Below are 18,633 nucleotides of genomic sequence, written 5' to 3' on the forward strand. Positions count from 1 at the left end.
TTTTTATTCCCTGCCTTCATGATTGCCGCCCTCCTTTGTCTGTGACTCATAAATTTCCCTGTAAATCTGGCTGATTGCCAGCAGTTCTTCATGTGTGCCTTCAGCGTCTATCCGGCCGTTATCAAATACCAGGATTCTGTCTGCGTCCTGGATGGATGAAATCCTCTGGGCTATGATGATCTTTGTAGTATCCGGTATCTGCTCCCGGAATGCTTTACGGATCAGCGCATCTGTCCTGGTATCCACAGCGCTCGTGGAGTCATCAAGGATGAGGATTTTCGGCTTCTTCAAAAGCGCCCGGGCAATGCAGAGCCTCTGTTTCTGCCCACCGGATAGATTCGCCCCGCCCCGTTCAATATATGTGTCATATCCCGCTGGGAAATCCCGGATGAATTCGTCTGCCTGGGCAAGCCGACAGGCATTTATGAGCTCTTCATCCGTTGCGTCTTCTTTTCCCCACCGCAGATTTTCCTTGATAGTTCCAGAGAACAGTACATTTTTCTGAAGAACCATGGCCACATTGTCCCGCAGGCTGGACAGGTCATAATCCTTCACAGGGACTCCGCCAACCCGTACCTCGCCCCTTGTAACATCATACAGCCTTGGGATCAATGCGGCAAAGGAGGACTTTGCACTCCCGGTGCCGCCGAGTACGCCAATAATTTCTCCCGGCCTGATATGGATGCTCACATCACTGATCACTTCTTTTCCGGAATTAGACGGATATGCAAAACCTGCCTGGTCAAAATCGACAGAACCATCCGCAACCTCTTTGACTGCATGGGGAACATTACATAAATCTGGTTCCTCCTCCAGAACCTCTGAAATCCGCTCCCCTGATGCCCTTGACATAATAAGCATTACAAAAGTCATGGATACCATCATCAGACTGATCAGGATATTGATGACATATGTAAACATACTCATAAGCTGTCCTTCTGTCAAACTTCCCGCAATGATCATTTTTGCGCCCATCCATGAGATCAGCAGGATGCAGGAATACATGGAAAACTGCATGACCGGGGAATTCAGGGCAAGCAGCTTTTCCGCGCTTACAAACAGGCTGCGGATTTTTTCGCTTTCCGTTTCAAACCGCCTGATCTCATAGTCCTCCCGTACAAAGGACTTCACGACCCGCATTCCATTCACATTTTCCTGCACTTTCGCATTCAATTCATCGTATTCATGAAAAACCTTTCTTAAAATTGGGTTTGCCTTCGATGAGATCAAGGCAAGCACGGCTGCCAGAACAATGATCACCACCAGAAAGATCAGCGCAAAGCGCGGATGGATCAGAAATGTCATAACCATCGCGCTGGCCAGCATAATCGGCGCCCTTACACAGATGCGGATCGACATCTGAAACGCCTGCTGTACATTCATCACATCTGTCGTCATCCTGGTCACAAGCCCTGCCGTAGAAAATTTGTCTATGTTGGAGAAAGAAAACATCTGTATCTTTTCATACATAGCCTGCCTCAGATTCATGGCAAAACCGGAGCTGGCGCTGGCCGCCGTCTTTCCGGATTCTACCCCGAAAAATAATGCCAGGCCAGCCATTACGATCATTGCCGCCCCGATCATGCATACCGTTTTGATGCTTTGCCTGGTCAGACCATAATCTATAATCGCTGCCATCATCAAAGGAATAATGACCTCCATGACAACCTCCAAAATGACAAGGATCGGTGTGAGGATGGCATCTTTTTTATAATTCCCGATCTGTTTCAAAAGTGCTTTAAACATAAGCGCCTCCTGTTTTCTTCCAAATAATCATTGAAACACAATTCCTGTTTTATGAAGTCGGATACATCGTTTTGCAGGCATCTTCAATCATGGAAACACACTTTGAGACGCCAAACATGCCACTGTCCAGACACAGATGATAATGGAACGCCTCTCCCCATTTTTTATCCGTATAATACTGGTAATAGCCTCCCCGTCCTGCGTACGACAGACGCCTTGTCAGGTTGGAGAGCATACCGCTCTCCATATGCTCTCCCTTTTCCTCTACGAACTGCTGATGAAAACCGCTTTCCTTTGCCGTCATTTCTATGATTTCTTTATCGTAAAACGGTACATCCAGTTTTTGGGCCAGCTTACTCCCGATCGTATGCCCGCCGCTTCCACACTGTCTGCTTATCGTTATGATCCTTCCCTGCATAAATAGATACCTCCTAAATCTTTTTCCAATATAATTTCAACATGATCAAAGCCGTTATAAAAGCCAGCAGGTCTGCCAGCGGCCCCGCCCACAATGCGCCTTCTACTCCCAATACCATCGGCAGTATGATTGTCGCTGGAAGCAGGTACACGATCTGCCTGGACAGGGAAAGGATCGACGCCTGTACTGGCCTGCCGATAGACTGGAAGAAAACGCCTGTCGCCATCTGCAGGGCATTGATCGGACACGCAAGAAGGAAGATCCGGAAGCATTTCACCGCAAATTCATTGTACAGTTCCGATTCTGATCCAAACAGCCGGACGATGCTCATAGGCGCGAATTGGAACACAAAAAATGCCAGCACTAATACAATGGTTGACACGGTCAGGATCATACGGTACGCCTGCTTTACCCTGTCCTTCTGCCCGCTCCCATAATTGTATCCAAAAATAGGCTGCGCACCGGTCGCCAGTCCAAGCAGGATGGCAGAAACGATCTGATTTACCTTCATGGTAATTCCTATGGTCGTCAAAGGAATTTCCGCGCCGTATTTTGATTCCGCTCCATAGGACACCAGTATGTTATTTGTAATTGCCATGACCAGGACGATGGCAATCTGTGTAATAAAGCTAGACACTCCCAGGCTGCTGACCTTCACCATAGTCTTCCGTGAGATACGGAAACTTTCCTTTTCCAGCCGAATACTCTTAAATTTCCAAATATATGCAAGATACAGAAATGCATTCAGTATCTGTCCGATAATCGTTGCCCAGGCCGCTCCTTTTACGCCCCAATGGAACACAAAAATAAAAATCGGATCAAGGATCATATTCGTAATGCATCCCACAAGCAGTCCCGCCATGCTGTATTTGGGGCTGCCATCCGCGCGGATCATGCCTGCCATTCCAGAGTCAATGGAAGAGAACAGGATCCCATATGAAATGATTCGTCCATAATCCATTGCAAAAGGCAGAATATCTTCTGTCGCGCCGAATAGCACACACAGCGGCTCCAGAAACAATTGGAACAGAACACAGAGAATCATCCCCACAATCGCCATAACTGATATGGAACAACCCACACCTTTGGCCGCTGATCTGTCATCCCCCTCTCCGAGCTTCAGGCTTAAGTATGCCGCAGCGCCGTCACCGATCAGCAGGCTTAATGCAATTGCAATCACTGTCATCGGCATAACAACATTGGTAGCGCCGTTGCCTAAATATCCTACACCCTGCCCGATAAAAATCTGGTCCACAATGTTGTACAAGGCATTGACCACCATAGAAATGATACTCGGTACAGCAAAGGTCAATACCAGCTTTCCAATCCGTTCTGTACCAAGTGGATTCGTTTTTGTTACTGTCGTATCCATTTTAACCTCCTGTTATCTATAATTACTAGCACTCACGTTTATTGAGTGCTGATCTTGCAATACATATTAAACCACACTCGTTCTTGAAAGTGAAGTGAAAATATGGTATTATCAATGATGAAAACGCAATAATAGAGGTGACCCCCATGAATACAGACCAGTTAAAGAGCTTTATCCAGGTTGCCGAAAACCTGAACTTTGCAAGAGCCGCTGAAATTTTAAAGATTACCCAGTCTGCCGTTTCCCGGCAGATTCATTCGCTGGAAGATGAACTGGGGACAAAACTTCTTCACCGTACCACCAGGACAGTTACCCTTACCCCTGCCGGGATCAGCTTTCTGGAAGACGCGAAACATGTTATGGGCAGGTTAAAAATTGCTGAACAGAAACTGCAGCGTCATCAAAGCACAAATCTGCAGGTCTTAACGATCGGCTGTCAGAGTGAGGCTAATCTGGACCTGCTCTGTAAGATACTGAAATCCTGCAGGGAGCAGATACCGGAACTATATCCTTTTTTGAAAGTGATTCCTCACAGATCCATTTTAACTCTCTTCTACCAGGAAGAACTGGATCTGCTGTTTGGCTTCCAGGATGATATCCCAATAAAGAACGATACGGTCTACAAAGAATTATTCCGGATACCACTGTGCTGTATTATTCCCGCCGCGCATCCTTATGCGGCCAGGTCTGGGCTTGCAAAAGAGGAATTGTATCTGGAGAATATGGTTGTCTGCAATTCCTATGCAATTCCTGCCAAAGCCGCGGAAATGCAAAACCAGATTTCACAGCATATCCTGCCTGAATCCACTTATGTATGTGAAAATCTGCAGGTGCTTCTTACTCTTGTCAGGGCAGGGTATGGCTGTTCTGTACTTCCACAGATGAATTTTGTAAATTCTGATATTTGTTCAGTTCCTCTAAAAAGCAGCGAGCCATTATCCTACGGTCTCTTTTATAAAAAAAGTTCACAAAGTCCTTTGATGAAAAAATTCATTTCTATCGTGACGAACACGTCTTACCATTAGCTTTCACAACAAAAAGCGATATTAAAACGCAGTAATTGGTTTTTGTTTAACCTGTTACTATTCAATACCGTAAAAATGTGGGTTGACTTTTTCACGAAAAGATGTTAAATATATCTATGTACTTGTCAGAGGACTTGCAATCAATCTGATTGTTAAAGTGGGATAAGATCCAATGGATTTTATCCCACTTTTTTAAATTTAGGAGGTTTTATGTTATGAATCCCAGAGTAAAACAATTATACCGCTATATCTTTCCGGCTGTAGGAAGCCTGTTTGTCACTTATCTGTATAATGTCGTGGATGGTATTTTCGTAGGTCAGGGAGTTAGTTCAGCTGCTTTAGGCGCTGTCAATATTGGTGTTCCATTCATTACATTCGCTGTAGCCATTGTCGCAATGTTCCCCATGGGTGGTGCCACTATTATTGCCATCAGAATGGGACGAGATGACAAGGATGGGGCAAATCAAGCTTTCATGTCTGCCCTGACACTGACGATCCTGACAGCAGTTGCCCTGACAATCATGGGAACTGTTTTTTCACAGCAGATTGTGGATTTAAGTGGGGCCCGTGATTTGGGGGATGAAATGCGCAGGATGTCAGCGGACTATCTTTTTTACTATTCCGCTTTCTCACTACCCATGCTGATGAGTAGCTGCCTTTCTGTTTTTGTCCGGAATGATGGTTCACCTACTTTGTCTTTTGTTGGTATGTGTGTAGGAGCAGTATCAAATATCTTTCTTGACTGGCTTTTTATTTTTCCGCTTCAGATGGGTGTGGTTGGGGCTGCTGTTGCTTCCGGGCTTGGACAGGTTTTTTCACTTTTGGTATTGCTTTCCCATTTCATCCGAAAACATGGTGATCTTAGGATTGGGCGTTTTACAATACAACCTGCGCTGATTAGAAAAATCTGCAAGCGCGGCGCTCCTGAAGCAGTCACACAGCTTACCACCCCGGTTACTGCATTATGCTACAATTTAGTCCTTGCCGCTCTAATCGGTGGAATTGGCGTGTCCACCTACAGTGTGCTAAGTTTTATCTATTCTCTGGCAAATGCAATCCTCTCCGGCGTAGCACAGGGATTACAGCCGCTTTGGGGAAACAGCTATGGAAAACAGGATACCGCCGAAATGCATTTTTATTTTCGATGCGGAATGATTATAAATTTTTCATTATCTGTTTTTATTTTTGCAATTTTAGCATTTTTTGATAAGGAGGCAATACGGATTTTTAATCAGGACAGGGAACTTATAACAATTGCCGCAAAAGCCCTTCCCATTTTTGCTATGTCGTTTATTCCTATGTCCTTAAATCTTATTTTTACTTCTTTTTTATATTCAACCAAAAGAACAAAGCAATCTGACATCATTGCGATATGCAGAGGAATTGTAATAAAAGCGATTGCAATATTTAGTATTCCGATAATATCGGGAAGTACGGTAATCTGGACAGCACCACTCGTTGCGGAAACATTAACGCTTATTTTAGCAGTCTTTCTTGTTAAGAATACAAAATTGATTTATAAATAAATATAAAGGACAGTCACTCTCGCTGCCAAGCAGCAATGGTGACTGTCCATACAATATTTCCACCTGTACGGTTGGATGCTCTTTGAGCATCCAACCCGTCATCTGCATACCTCATTTCCTCCTTAAATATGAGTATCAAAAATCCCGCAAAATGCACCGATCGGATCTTTTCCTTTGAAGGCTTCTTCCCCCGTCATCAGCTTCTCTACCAGCGCGTCCAGAGTGACGGGCTTACTGTCATAGGTATTAATATAAGTTCTTGCCTGCGGAATATCCGCCAGCACATAGGGATACTGTGTGCCCACAACAATAACCGGCAGTTCAAATACATACCACGGAATCTCTCCGCCGCCTTTGGTCATGCCAAATGCAGGACGTGCCACAGGCTGGAATCCGCCTGCGATATCTACCAGCGTTATGATCAGATCCTGATTCTCACGGAATTCTTTGATCGGTGTCTTTCCGGCAAAATACAGGTTGACATCCGGTTTTTCTCCTGCCTCAATCTTCTTGATCATCTGATCAATCGGACTTTCATAGATAAACGCGTCAAATCCTTTTGCGATCAGACGGTCCCGAAGCTCCTCTGCGGGAGTTGATTTCTTCACCCCTGTAATTGCCGCAAGCCCCGGCGCTGACAATCCCTTTACGTATACGATCATAATCCGTTTATAACGGTCCGGCGTCACCGGAAGCACATCCTTATCTTTATACTTTACAAGCGTGATCGCCTGGTCTGCAATCTCTTTCTGCATAGCCACATGTTCATCGCACCCAATGATCTTATGTACCTGCTCCCTTGGGGGGATCAATTTCGTCTTGTCTTTCTTATGGAGTCCCATATGCGCCTTTAAAGCAAGAATCCGGTGAAGCGCCTCATCAAGACGTTCTTTCGTAATCCGTCCATCCAGATACCCCTGTTTCATACTGGCAAAATCTTCTTCCATCTCATTAAAGAACAGGAACATATCCACGCCGGCCGCAATCGCAGCCGGAAGCATATCGCCGCGCTTCATTCGGCAGGTCAGGCCGACCATATGGGAAGCATCTGTCAGCACCAGTCCATTGAACCCAAGCTTCCCTCTAAGCAGTCCTTTGATCAGCTCCGGCGATAAGGTTGCCGGCATCATCTCATCATCGGTAAGCTCAGGATTAAAATAGCGTGCATATGCAGGCTGCATGATATGTCCCGCCATAATCGCATCCAATCCGTTTTCAATCAGATTCTGATAGACCCTGCCATAAGTCTTGTCCCATTCCTCACAGCTCATGGAATTCACACTGTTTGCCACATGCTGGTCGCGGAAATCAAGTCCGTCTCCCGGAAAGTGCTTTGCCGCGCAGCAAAAACCCGGGTTCGCATGCGCACCGTCCATATAGGCTTTCGTCATCTCCACCACCTTCTTCGGTTCATTTCCATAAGTGCGAAGACCGATTACCGGATTTTCCCAATTATACATAATATCGCTCACCGGCGCGAAAGACAGGTTGCACCCAATAGCTGCCGCTTCCTTATTCGCCATATACCCCATCTGATACGCATAATCTGCTTTTCTCGTAGCTCCGATCTTTGTCTGCCCTCCGATCGGCGTCCCATCCACACATGCGCCGTCTCCGCCGCTCTCCGTATTACATGCGATAATAAGCGGGATCTTACTGTTTTCCTGTAAAATGCGGTTCTGCTCATAGATTTCGTCTGCCGTGGCCGGATTGTAGCGGATTCCTCCGATATGGTAATCCCTGACAGTCATCTTAAGATATTCTTCTTCGCGGCTTGAACCCATATTAAAGAATAACTGTCCAATTTTTTCATCTACCGTCATACCGGCAATAGTATCCTCTACCCATTTACAATCTTCATCCGTCAGATAAAATGGCTTCGCTTTTATATCAACCATATCTTTGATACCTCCTATTTCAGATTTTCCATGAATTCCTGTATCTTCATCTTATGATATCCTTTCCCATAGCTTCCGTTTAACAGATAGCCGAGTCCTTTTTCCCTAAATTCCTTCCAGCTTTCCGCCTCATGCCGCACAAGGATCGGATAATAATAGACTCCGTTTTGTTCTGCCGCTTTCAGATCTCCCGGCGCATCGCCGCACATCAGAACCTTCTCCTGATCATATCCGTATTTGAGAAGTTCTCCGATACAGAATGCTTTTGTTCCTGCATCCTGCGCCAGCACAATGTCTGTATGTTCCAGAAGCCCATACCTTTCCCACTCTTCCAGGACGGCGTCTTTGTTCGCGCTGGATACGATCGCCACATCTGCGTACCGGTGTGCATATTCCAATGCCTCTTTTACATTGCCAAACAGCTTCTTTTCTTCATCCGGCAGTTCCGTAATTGCTGCATTGACCGCATTGCTCCATGCAAGAGCTTCTCCAAGGCTGATACTTCCCGCATTCCTTTCTATCGCTGTCTTAAGCGCATCGTTTGACAATTCCTGCGTTGTATCCACCCACTTCACCAGTGTATCCAGATCTTCAATCTGGCAATATTTCTGATCAATCTCCTGCAATGCCATTGCCAGTCCTTTAAAACGGTTGATCCCGCGGGTCATCGTATAGAGATTGATCTCATTCCAGCGTTTCAGGATTTCATCCTGCCACCGTTCCAGTTTCCACTGTTTCACCATGCAAGGCCCAAAACACCTTATATGCTTGATATCCATGGTATCCATTGCACATCCATCACTGTCCACACAGACAAGATATTTTTTCTTCTTTTGATACCCTGAAAATTTTCCGCTCATTTTTTCCTTTATCCTCCAATTATGCTTTCCTGCGGCCTTCCAATACTGCCACATTTTCTTCTACACGCTTCTTATTCAGCGGATAGATCACCTGAAGCGCCGCGGCAACTGCCGCAAGTCCAAATCTCCAAACATATACCCAATCTTGTCCTTCATACCAAAAGGACGGACAGACGTATTATCAGCCATTTTTCTCTCTCCTTTTCGTTCGAATACAGAGTCTTCTCTTCCAGAATAAAATGGTCAAAGGATACTGCCGGCTTGTAGCAAAATATAACTTAAAAAATTATTCGCTGCCGATCCCAAAAGCTCTCGCAAGTTCTAACCTGGCATATTAATTCCTACAGTGTATCCTGCTTATATGCAAGTTCTAATTTGGAGAAAAAATCCTCCAATGTAAACCGTACGTCAATGCTGTCATAGACCCGTATCATCTTTCCATTCGGATTCTCCGCGTATGTCAGGTCCTCCTTTATGAGGGGAGCATGCTCCATGTGCCAGTTGCCGCGAAATGCATTCATAAGAAGTACCGCCGCCGTTGTATTATCACCCAGTGTCCAGTTTTCTCCGGAACGCAGTAAAAATTCCGGACGGAATGCCGCCAGATTTTCCGCGGTAAGCTGCTCATAGAGATAGGCCCCGATCTTGCCGCAGGGACGCACTCTCCTGGATAGTTCTGCCAGGGATACCTCCAAAGATGCATAGACATCCTGCGGAGTCTGCCAGATCTCTGCGCCGCCTGCCAGTACCGCGCGTACGGCATCCGGATCCTGCATTACATTAAACTCCGCCCGTCCTTTCGGATAAGGACCCCCGCCATTCCATAAAATGATGATCTTCTCCGCAATGTCAGGCGCCGTATTGATGGCAGAGGCAACATTTGTCATCGCCCCCTGCGCGGCAATAAAAATCTTCCCGTCAGCTTTGCGCGCTTCTTCAATCATAAACTGGACGCCCGGGGCGTCTTGTTTTTCATGGATGCTTTGAAGCGGCAGCTTACATCCCCTGTATACCGGCACGTCCTCTATTTCCGCCATGTCAAGAACCCGCAAAACCTCTTCGTAGCTTTTTTCCATTGTGGTTCCGGGAGAGTCGGCTTTGCTCTCATAGTGCGCCGCCACGATCCCCAGAACCTTTAACTTGGGACTTAATAAATGATGCATAATGGCATACTGGTCATCGGCTTCATTTTTCGCGTCCGTATCAATGATGACCGGTACAATGGAATTCTTGGGAACTCTTATATGTAATCTCTCCAATATTTCTGTTCTTTTCATTTTCTTCTCCTACCAGAGAGCCTCTGTTTCAGAGGCTCTGATCATTTGGTATTTTTTCCAGTCTTTTCTGCAGTTCCATTAACATGCTGCTGTCTCTTCCAAGCATATTCCACAAGGTGCTTAATACATAAGACTCTATTGGCTGGCCGATATCCAGATTCGTATGGTACTTTTCATTCATTTTGCGTTTCCAGCCTTCATATCCATCCCGCAGTCCCGGCATGATATCTTCCATCGCAGATTTTCCTTCCTGACTGGAAAGAAGCTTTCCTATTGTACAATGGGCAGATAAATAGTCCTCATCATCTCCTGTATCGTGCGCTCTGACTCTCGGAGCAGACATCCCTCCCTTCTCAAAATGCCCGAATATATCTCTAAGGAAGTTTACCGAATCCTGTACCCAGTGATGATAGCTCTCCGGCCGTGGGATTGCGCTGTCCTCGATACTTTGGTCGCCTGTTACCAATCCATGCGGGCCGTGGGAATATATATGGGATTCAAAGCACACCCCATGTTCCGCAAGCGCACGGCTGAAATCAATGGTGTTCCGGCAGGAAACAAGCTGGTCTGTCCGGGTGGCAAACAGAAAACAGGGCGCTGTTTTTCCGTCAACATACTCTAACGCATTGGGAGCATTCTTTAGAATCTCATCTCTGCAGTCAATAGCGGCATAGCCCAATATGCCGGCTGCCGGCTTATTTCTTGCCATCGTCACCGCACAGGCCGCCAGATGTCCTCCGGCGGAAAAACCAATGACCGCGATCTTGTCCACATAGAGATTCCATTCATCTGCCCGGTCCCGGATGATTTCCATTGCTTTTTCGTAATCCTCCAATGGTTCCGGCCATTCCGTACGAACCGTATATCGAAGAATAAACGCCTGAAATCCCGCTTTTAAATATTCAAACGCAACAGGTTCTCCCTCCCTGTCAGAGCAATACTGGTATGCCCCTCCCGGGATGATCAATATCCCAGGGCGTTTTGTCACATGGCGGTACTCCCCGCCCACTTCCTGAATATAGGCTGTCAGAGAAGTGTTTTTCTCCTGGTCAAATACCTTTTTTTCTATACGCATCAGGACTCGGCTCCTCTCTTTTCCATCAATTGATCATGGATCGACAGCATCTCTTCATGTGAAAGGCTGTAAAAACGGAGCGCAATCACATTGATCACCCATCCGACGATCGGAATGATCACAAAGCAGGCTAACGTGATCATGCGGATCTCTCCGGAAATAGCGTCTCCCGGCTGCGGCAGCGTGCTTGTGTACCCGATCCCGGCAAGCAGAAATCCAACAATCGTTGTGGAAAGGGAACTGACCACCTTATCAACAAAGGAAAAAATCGTTCCGATAATGCCGGGCGCGTAAGCGCCGGTCCTGGTAACTTCATAATCGGTACAGTCGGCGATCATAGGCATGTTCATAGAGGTAGAAACGGTTTTTGACCCATTTCCCAAAATATAAAGCACAACAAAAAGGATCGTTATAAAATTGACAGAGGAAAAGGTAACCGTCCCAGGCGTTATTGTCATGATCAGCACGCCAAGAAACGCATACAGGACAATATTGGCAATCGAAAAATTCTTCATTGTATCCTTAAAGCCTTTTTTCTTGGCGTATTCGGTTCCAAGGAGGGTGATGATAATGCTGGGGATCATCATGATGATGCCCATGGTTCCGTTTAACGCGTAATTTCCCAGGATGATCCCAAACAGCATGACCGTTACCGACGTATTGCTTGCGCACATAGACGCCACCTTATCCGAAGCGCAGGAAACGATCAGAAGCTGCAGTGGGCGGTTGTTTTTGATAATATCAAGGTATTCCCTGATGGATACTTTCTTGCCGTCGCCGGCTCCCCAGTTTTCAGGAACGTCACGCGTCCAGAGCGCCGCGATCGCGAATGCGGTGAAAAGTCCCGCTACGGCCATGGCAATGAGAAAGAATTCCTGCAGCGCCTCTGTTGTAAAGCCCTGGTACTTTGCCGCAATATAATTTGACGCAAATGCGGGAACCAGCATAAATACAAAACTATTGATGATCGCATTCGCCCTTGTGATAATCGGCCGCTGTTCCGGGTCGATGGTGATACAGGTCTGTCCTGCTTTTGAACAGGCGGTCTGGAATGTATATCCAAAGATATAGAAAATATAACATACCACAAACAATGCAACCCTTGCGCTTTCGCTTCCAATCGACGGGGCCGCCAAAAACATGAGGCCCAGGCTGATCAGCATCAAGCCATATCCCAGCAGGATCATCGGCCTGAACTTGCCGAATCTTCCGCCGGTATGATCAATAATCCAACCGATCACCGGATCCGTGACTGCGTCCCAGATCCTCATCGCTGTCAAAAAAGTCGAGATAAACACAACCGAGGTGCCGATTGCGCCAGTGTACAGATAACTCACAAATGACATTAACATCATAATGATATTTGTTGCCGCATCATTAAATGGAAATAAAATTAATTGCCAGGTTTTTGCTTTTTCGTTTTTCATCGTTCTTTCCCTCATTCTTTCAGGTGGATTTTCATTTGATCTTTCAAAGTAACTGCGGAACCCAGGATCTCGTACTTAGCTTTATTATATCGGACTGCCCGATTCATGGTTCGTATAAAAATAATTGATATTCGTATAATTTTGACTTATAATAAGAATACTCCCGGAAAATCAGCCATAAAGACGGGTGCAGAGGACTTTCCGAGAGTACTCAGTAAAAAACAGGAGGTATTGATATGCCACAAAATAAAACTTATCTGGGAACGATTTCAGAACCTGTCTGGCATATGCTGCGGCAGCTGTTCAAAAGTTTATGCGATATTAATATTTTGATATATCAGAAGAAAAGCTGTTCGGATCTTGAATCGATTGATCTCAAGTTCCGAACCTATTTTGAAGATGCCGAAAAACAATATCAGAATCTGTCCAATTTTGCTGATGCCGTCATTCCGGATCAATATTACATCTGCCATGATCCCTATCTGCATCATTATATTTTAACCCGAAGCAGTATGTATCCTGATGAAGTGATATCGATAGGGCCGTTTCTTATGTCCGAGCCAACGGAATACTATTTTAACAAAATTTTATGTTCCTCAAAGCATATCAATGTCACAGATCTTAAATATTTAAAGCATTTTTATATGCATCTTCCTGTGATAAAGGATGAATTGTCCCTGATTGAAGCCATAAACGAGATTTTTAGTTATGCTGAGATTGATGCTTCCGATTTTCGTATCGTGCGTCCAGAATTCCGTCCCGACCCTGATGTGAAAAGACATGAGCCTCAAAAAGCCACTTCAAAATCAGACGTGGAAAGATGGGCGGCGCGCGCAAAAATCGAGAACCAGATCCTGTCCGCATTGGCCAAAGGGGACTATGCCAACGCTTCCAGGCATTCCAAATATCTGATAGAACAACCCTCGCCTCAGAGAGTGGTGAACAACCTGCTGGATACCAAGCTCATGGTTTACGCAATGAATGCGCTGTTCCGGAAGACCGCCGAATCCTCCGGTGTACATCCCTATTATTGTTATGAGGTAAATTTCAGATATATACAGGAGATCAACGCAGCGGCTACGGTCACCCAGTTAAAAGTCCTGAGTGGAAAGATGGTGCACAAATATTGCCTGCTGGTCCAGAATAAGCGCCATGAAAACTGCTCTCCTGTTGTTTCTTCCGCAATAAACGAAATCGACTTAAACCTTGGTTCCGCAATTTCACTTGATTCTATCGCAAGGAAATTAAATGTAAACAAAAACTATCTGTCCAGGACTTTTCATAAAGAAATAGGACAGACCCTCACGAATTATATCAATTCCGAACGGATACGGACTTCCCTGAATATGCTCCTGACCACCAACGCGTCCATAACAGAAATTGCCGCTAACGTGGGAATTTATGATGTAAATTATTATACGAAGCTTTTTAAAAAGATTTATGGGAAGACACCGACAATGTATAGAAAGGAACTCTGGTAAGGTTCCATCCTGCCCTGGTTTTACTGTTGGATCGCACTGCTTTGCCAGTAACATAAAAAAACTCCTTTTTGAGAAGATTTTTATCTTCTTATCAAAAAGGAATTTTTTCTCTATTGCCCTCATACACAGACTTCTCATTTTACATGATGAGATTTATAAAGTCCAATTTTATATCTCGATATCACGCGCGCAGCCCTTCTTTATCTTCTCTGATCCATACCTTACTTCAGACTGTTATATGTTCTATCGTCTACCGCTTCCAGCCACTCATTAGAACCGTTCTCACCAGGAACTTCAACCGCCAGATGCGAAAACCAGCTGTCTTTTGCCGCGCCGTGCCAGTGCTTTACGCCGACCGGGATATTGACAACGTCTCCGGGGCGGAGTTCCTGCGCCTCTTTTCCTTCTTCCTGGTAATACCCACGCCCTGCGACACAGACCAGAATCTGCCCGCCGCCTTTATCCGCATGATGGATATGCCAGTTGTTGCGGCATCCCGGCTCAAATGTCACATTGAAAATCCCAACCTGTGATGTGGAAAGCGGGGCAAGGAAACTTCGTCCGGTAAAATACTGTGCAAAGCCATCATTAGGCTTGCCGATAGGAAACACCATCTCCGCGGCATGAACAGCTTTTGCATCTCCACCCGCAGTCTCATCTTTCCACACATCCTTTGCCAGACCAAACACTGCCCAACCCTTTGGCCATCCTGCATAAAAAGCGGCATGGGTGATGATTGCCGCGGCTTCCGCTTTCGTCACGCCATGTGCCTTTGCGTTTTCCAGATGGTAAAGCAGCGAAGAATCCGTAATACCAGAAGACATCAGCGCCACCATCGTTACAATGCAGCGTGTTTTCAGGTCAATATCCTGATTGTTCCAGTTTTCCCCAAACAGCACATCGTCATTATAGTGCGCAAATTCCGGCGCAAAGTCGCCTAACTGCATCTTTCCTGCTGTCTGTATAATTTTCTCCATTGTCTTATCCTCCTGTCATTTATACCACATTTCCTGCTTTTTGTTTGCCGTTCTGTGCCATAACGCCCGCAAGGGCATGGGGAACATACAGCTCCTCCAGATAATGGGTCTCGGCTTCCGTCAGTTCCAACTCCACCGCTTTTGCCGCGCCATCCACATGGGAAGTCTTTGTCGCTCCCACTACAGGCGCTGTCACCTTCGTCAGAAGCCACGCAAGGGAAACCTCCGTCATGGAAACATCCCTTTTTTCTGCGATTTCTTCTACACGCCGTATAACCTTTCTGTCAGCCTCCGCCGTATCGTCATATTTGAACCGCGCATAAGCATCCTGTTCCAGCCGCTTTGAAGTTTCTCCGGGGTGGCGGGATAACCTTCCGCTTGCCAGCGCACTGTATGGTGTCATGGCAATATTTTCCGAATAACAGAAAGGCACCATTTCCCGTTCTTCCTCACGGGCGATCAGGTTATAATGCCCCTGGATGGATACAAACTCTGCAAACCCCTGTGACCTCGCATAGTAATTCGCCTTGGCAAGCTGCCACGCAAAACAATTGGAAATACCAATATAACGAGCTTTTCCTGCCTTGACGGCATTATTAAGTCCCTCCATAATCTCCTCCATAGGGGTATGGTAATCCCACATATGGCAGATGTAGAGATCGACATGATCCATGCCAAGATTTTCAAGGCTCTTATTCAGGTAATTTTCAATGTGCCGCTGCCCGCTGACCCCGGAATCAATTTCTTCCTGTGTACGCGGGGTAAACTTTGTGGCAATCACATATTCATCACGCTTTGCAAAATCCCGGAGCGCCTTCCCGACAAACTGCTCACTGGTTCCATTCTGATAGGCAATCGCCGTATCATAAAAATTGATGCCAAGCTCCAGACCATGCTTTATAATCTCCCTTGTCCGGCTTTCATCCACTGTCCAGCTATGCTGTCCGGCAGCCGCATCGCCAAATCCCATACACCCCATACAAATGCGGGACACTTTTAAATCCGATTTTCCTAAATTTGTATACTTCATTATTTTCCTTTCCGCCGTTGTCAGCTACTGTATTTATAGTATTTTGCCTGATTTTGATGTCAATGCAATGTATAAATCCAAAATCAATATAATCGGTCTGCAGTGCTTTCATCTGCCAGTCAACTGAACGCTTGACGGTATCCAGATTTGTTGTCCATCCATAACAGCCTTAATCTCATACAAGTCTGCGCCTGCCGCCTCTGACAGTTTCCATGCTGCTTTGGCCGTCACGCCGCTTGCTGAAAAATATGCTACTAACATTTTTTTGCTCATTACAATTACCTCCATAATTTTATGATTCATGACAATAGAATTCTTGCGAATCATGAATTCTATTGTTTGATCACCTGAAAAGTTTTCCACTTTCCGGTTCTTTCCCTCCGAATAAACAGAACAGCCCTGACTACCCAGTCACACACCATGGCAAGGGCAATCCCGATCACACCCATCTGCAGGGTGATCCCCAGCAGATACGACAAAAGCAGACGCACCGCAACCGTAGAAACAACTGACACATACATGGTAAATTTTACGTCCCCAGCTGCACGAAGTCCGTTGCTGAGCGCCCCGGAAAAAGGATAGAAGGTAGCATTGAACACATTATGGATCAGCACCAGCCAGACTACCAGCCGTTTTGTTTCCGGCGACAGCGAATAAAAATGCAGAAACACCGGGGTTAGAAGAAAGACCAAAAGGTTCCATACCGCCGAAACGAAAAGCGTCAGCTTTGTAAGTTTCTTAAAGTGATATTCTGCCGCCCCTGCATTGTAAACGGCAAGAGCCGGATAGGAATAGGCTGAAATTCTCATGTATATCATACATGCCTCCATGACCGGCTGCTCCACTTTTCCAAACAGCAGACACAACATCGCCCATCACTGCATCCGGAGCCAGCTTTGAGATTGCTGTCAGGCTCTGACCAAACCGTCCTCCACCGTGGGAACAGAAAGGAATGATTGTTTTCCCACATGCGCACAGCATAAAGAGCATAGCAACTGTCAAAACAGCGAATGCACGGATTTTTTTCATCGTGATCCTCCTTCCTTCTCTTCATTTTTCTGCACAGAGTTTTTTGATGTGGGAATACTTGCGATCCCCTTCGATATATAACAGGCAGCAAAAACCCAAACTGCTGCTTAAGGAACATATAAGAAAAAATATCCTTTCTGCCAAAGAGATACAGCCCGTACATGGCAAGCAAGGCTGCCATCACTCGTAAAATCCATGTAACAGCCTGTGGTTTTTCCTTGCTGCCTGTCAATTCTTTTCTATTTTTGTTCTTTCATTTTGCAGATGATGTAATCAATCTCGTCAAGGGACTGCTGCTTTCCATGTATTTCATCCAGTAATTGATACCGGCATTTCCGCAGCATCCGTATCTGTATCTCCTTATCATCGCACCTGGTTATTTCCTCAATCCTCTCTTTACTGAAGCCGGCTTTGGAAAGAGCATAGATATCTGGTTCCATGAAAAAGCATCCCCTTCTAAATCAAAAATGTAAGTGCGGTTCCGAAGCTGCCTGCCTCATCCCTGCACTTACATTATAATCATATGCCTGACACATATCAAATACTTAGTTTTTATATCTCACTCATGCTTAAAAAGCATTTTGCGTATTCTATAAATTTTGTAGCCGCCAGACTAAATGGCTGTTCCCGTTTCCATGCCAAAACACACGTTGCCATAAGCTCCGGATACAGCGGCCGGCAGACAATCTTTGATGAGTCCCAAAAAGGAACCGCGCCTTCAATAACCAAAGAATATGCCAGCCCCCTGCTTACCATAACCGCACTATTGGTACTCAGATTACTGGTAAACAAGATATTCAGATTTTTATAATAGTCCCCAAACCAGCTTGCCAATTCACTCTGCACCTGCATTCTTCGCGGAAGAATCAACGGCAGTTCTGCCAGTTCGTCTGCCTTGACATACTTTTTCCCTGCAAGCGGATCATCCGGCGGCATCAAAGCTACCCATCTCTCTTTCATATTCAGGCGGATAAACTCATATTTTCCCATCTCAATCGGCTCCAGGAGCAATCCTAAATCAAGCAGTCCCTTATCCATCTGTTCTTTTACCAAATCCGCAGTCGCTGTAAACAGGTCAAAAGTAACAAGGGGATATTTTTGATGGAAATTCCGAATCAGATCCGAAAGCATCTGCACAGACGCAACTTCCCCGCATCCAATAGAAATCTTTCCCTCTACCTGTTCTTCCTGCTCTACCAATTCTTTTTCTGTTTTATCAACCAACTGTAGAATTTCCTCTGCCCGGCGCCGGAGCAGCAGACCTTCATTCGTCAGCCGAATCTTCCGTGTCCCTCTGTCAAACAATCGCACACCAATTTCTTCCTCCATCTGTGCAAGTTGGCGGGAAAGCGTCGGCTGTGTAATATGTAAAACTTCTGCGGCTTTTGTAATGCTTTCTTCCCTGACTACGCTAAGGAAATAGCGAAGAACCCTGATTTCCATACGCAAACTCCTCTCAGCTTTATCCATGCTTTGCAGATTATATTATAAC

Annotated in this window: 16 protein-coding genes and 1 pseudogene; 3 read left to right on the forward strand and 14 right to left on the reverse strand. The window is 45.8% G+C overall.

Annotated features, from left to right (window positions below; genetic code table 11):
* Positions 1-3: 3 nt before the first annotated feature.
* The 3 genes from EBB54_RS10860 to EBB54_RS10870 are packed head-to-tail and all read right to left on the reverse strand — an operon-like array spanning position 4 to position 3,536.
* A complete protein-coding gene (locus tag EBB54_RS10860) occupies positions 4-1,746 on the reverse strand; it encodes an ABC transporter ATP-binding protein (RefSeq protein ID WP_125127438.1) in 1,743 nt (580 codons plus the stop codon).
* A 49-nt stretch (positions 1,747-1,795) separates the two neighbouring features.
* The gene (locus EBB54_RS10865; protein ID WP_125127439.1) at positions 1,796-2,164 is read right to left on the reverse strand and encodes a cytidylate kinase-like family protein; all 369 of its coding nucleotides are present in this window, start codon (positions 2,162-2,164) and stop codon (positions 1,796-1,798) included.
* Between the two features lie 13 nt (positions 2,165-2,177).
* Entirely contained in the window at positions 2,178-3,536 is a 1,359-nt protein-coding gene (locus tag EBB54_RS10870) for an MATE family efflux transporter (RefSeq protein ID WP_125127440.1), read from the reverse strand.
* Between the two features lie 146 nt (positions 3,537-3,682).
* Here EBB54_RS10870 and EBB54_RS10875 point away from each other — a divergent pair, with 146 nt between their 5' ends.
* Positions 3,683-4,561 carry a LysR family transcriptional regulator gene (locus EBB54_RS10875; protein WP_125127441.1) on the forward strand — a complete coding sequence of 293 codons (879 nt, stop codon included), beginning with the start codon at positions 3,683-3,685 and terminating at the stop codon, positions 4,559-4,561.
* Between the two features lie 215 nt (positions 4,562-4,776).
* Positions 4,777-6,087 carry an MATE family efflux transporter gene (locus tag EBB54_RS10880; protein ID WP_125127442.1) on the forward strand — a complete coding sequence of 437 codons (1,311 nt, stop codon included), beginning with the start codon at positions 4,777-4,779 and terminating at the stop codon, positions 6,085-6,087.
* A 122-nt stretch (positions 6,088-6,209) separates the two neighbouring features.
* On the opposite strand, the gene EBB54_RS10885 is transcribed toward EBB54_RS10880, so the two are convergent.
* The 5 genes from EBB54_RS10885 to EBB54_RS10905 all read right to left on the reverse strand — a co-directional run bounded on the left by EBB54_RS10885 (position 6,210) and on the right by EBB54_RS10905 (position 12,624).
* The gene (locus EBB54_RS10885; protein WP_125127443.1) at positions 6,210-7,985 is read right to left on the reverse strand and encodes a glycoside hydrolase family 3 protein; all 1,776 of its coding nucleotides are present in this window, start codon (positions 7,983-7,985) and stop codon (positions 6,210-6,212) included.
* A gap of 14 nt (positions 7,986-7,999) precedes the next feature.
* Entirely contained in the window at positions 8,000-8,845 is an 846-nt protein-coding gene (locus EBB54_RS10890) for an HAD family hydrolase (RefSeq protein ID WP_125127444.1), read from the reverse strand.
* A 341-nt stretch (positions 8,846-9,186) separates the two neighbouring features.
* Positions 9,187-10,122, reverse strand: a complete 936-nt coding sequence (locus EBB54_RS10895; protein ID WP_125127445.1) for a nucleoside hydrolase — start codon at positions 10,120-10,122, stop codon at positions 9,187-9,189.
* Between the two features lie 28 nt (positions 10,123-10,150).
* Positions 10,151-11,197: an alpha/beta hydrolase gene (locus EBB54_RS10900; RefSeq protein WP_125127446.1), complete on the reverse strand. Its 1,047-nt coding sequence runs from the start codon at positions 11,195-11,197 to the stop codon at positions 10,151-10,153.
* Positions 11,197-12,624, reverse strand: a complete 1,428-nt coding sequence (locus tag EBB54_RS10905) for an MFS transporter (protein WP_160278741.1) — start codon at positions 12,622-12,624, stop codon at positions 11,197-11,199. Before EBB54_RS10905 ends, EBB54_RS10900 begins: the two co-directional genes overlap by 1 nt.
* A 236-nt stretch (positions 12,625-12,860) precedes the next feature.
* Here EBB54_RS10905 and EBB54_RS10910 point away from each other — a divergent pair, with 236 nt between their 5' ends.
* Positions 12,861-14,105, forward strand: coding sequence for a helix-turn-helix domain-containing protein (locus EBB54_RS10910; protein WP_125127448.1), 1,245 nt, complete (start codon positions 12,861-12,863; stop codon positions 14,103-14,105).
* Between the two features lie 221 nt (positions 14,106-14,326).
* Here the strand turns inward: EBB54_RS10910 and EBB54_RS10915 are convergent, their stop codons facing one another.
* From EBB54_RS10915 to EBB54_RS10945, 6 genes and pseudogenes are all read right to left on the reverse strand, one after another.
* Complete coding sequence (locus EBB54_RS10915; protein ID WP_125127449.1) at positions 14,327-15,082, reverse strand: carboxymuconolactone decarboxylase family protein; 756 nt, start codon at positions 15,080-15,082, stop codon at positions 14,327-14,329.
* 19 nt (positions 15,083-15,101) lie between these two features.
* Entirely contained in the window at positions 15,102-16,112 is a 1,011-nt protein-coding gene (locus EBB54_RS10920; RefSeq protein WP_125127450.1) for an aldo/keto reductase, read from the reverse strand.
* A gap of 168 nt (positions 16,113-16,280) precedes the next feature.
* A pseudogene (locus EBB54_RS32210) lies at positions 16,281-16,385 on the reverse strand (flavodoxin); the annotation flags it as partial.
* Positions 16,386-16,444: 59 nt separating this feature from the next.
* Entirely contained in the window at positions 16,445-16,930 is a 486-nt protein-coding gene (locus EBB54_RS10930; RefSeq protein ID WP_243127626.1) for an MATE family efflux transporter, read from the reverse strand.
* Between the two features lie 450 nt (positions 16,931-17,380).
* The gene (locus tag EBB54_RS10940) at positions 17,381-17,581 is read right to left on the reverse strand and encodes a hypothetical protein (protein ID WP_125127451.1); all 201 of its coding nucleotides are present in this window, start codon (positions 17,579-17,581) and stop codon (positions 17,381-17,383) included.
* Between the two features lie 112 nt (positions 17,582-17,693).
* Positions 17,694-18,584, reverse strand: a complete 891-nt coding sequence (locus tag EBB54_RS10945; protein WP_125127452.1) for a LysR family transcriptional regulator — start codon at positions 18,582-18,584, stop codon at positions 17,694-17,696.
* Positions 18,585-18,633 lie beyond the last annotated feature (49 nt).

This window comes from Schaedlerella arabinosiphila (assembly GCF_003885045.1).
In the GTDB taxonomy this organism is placed as follows: Bacteria; Bacillota; Clostridia; order Lachnospirales; family Lachnospiraceae; genus Schaedlerella; species Schaedlerella arabinosiphila.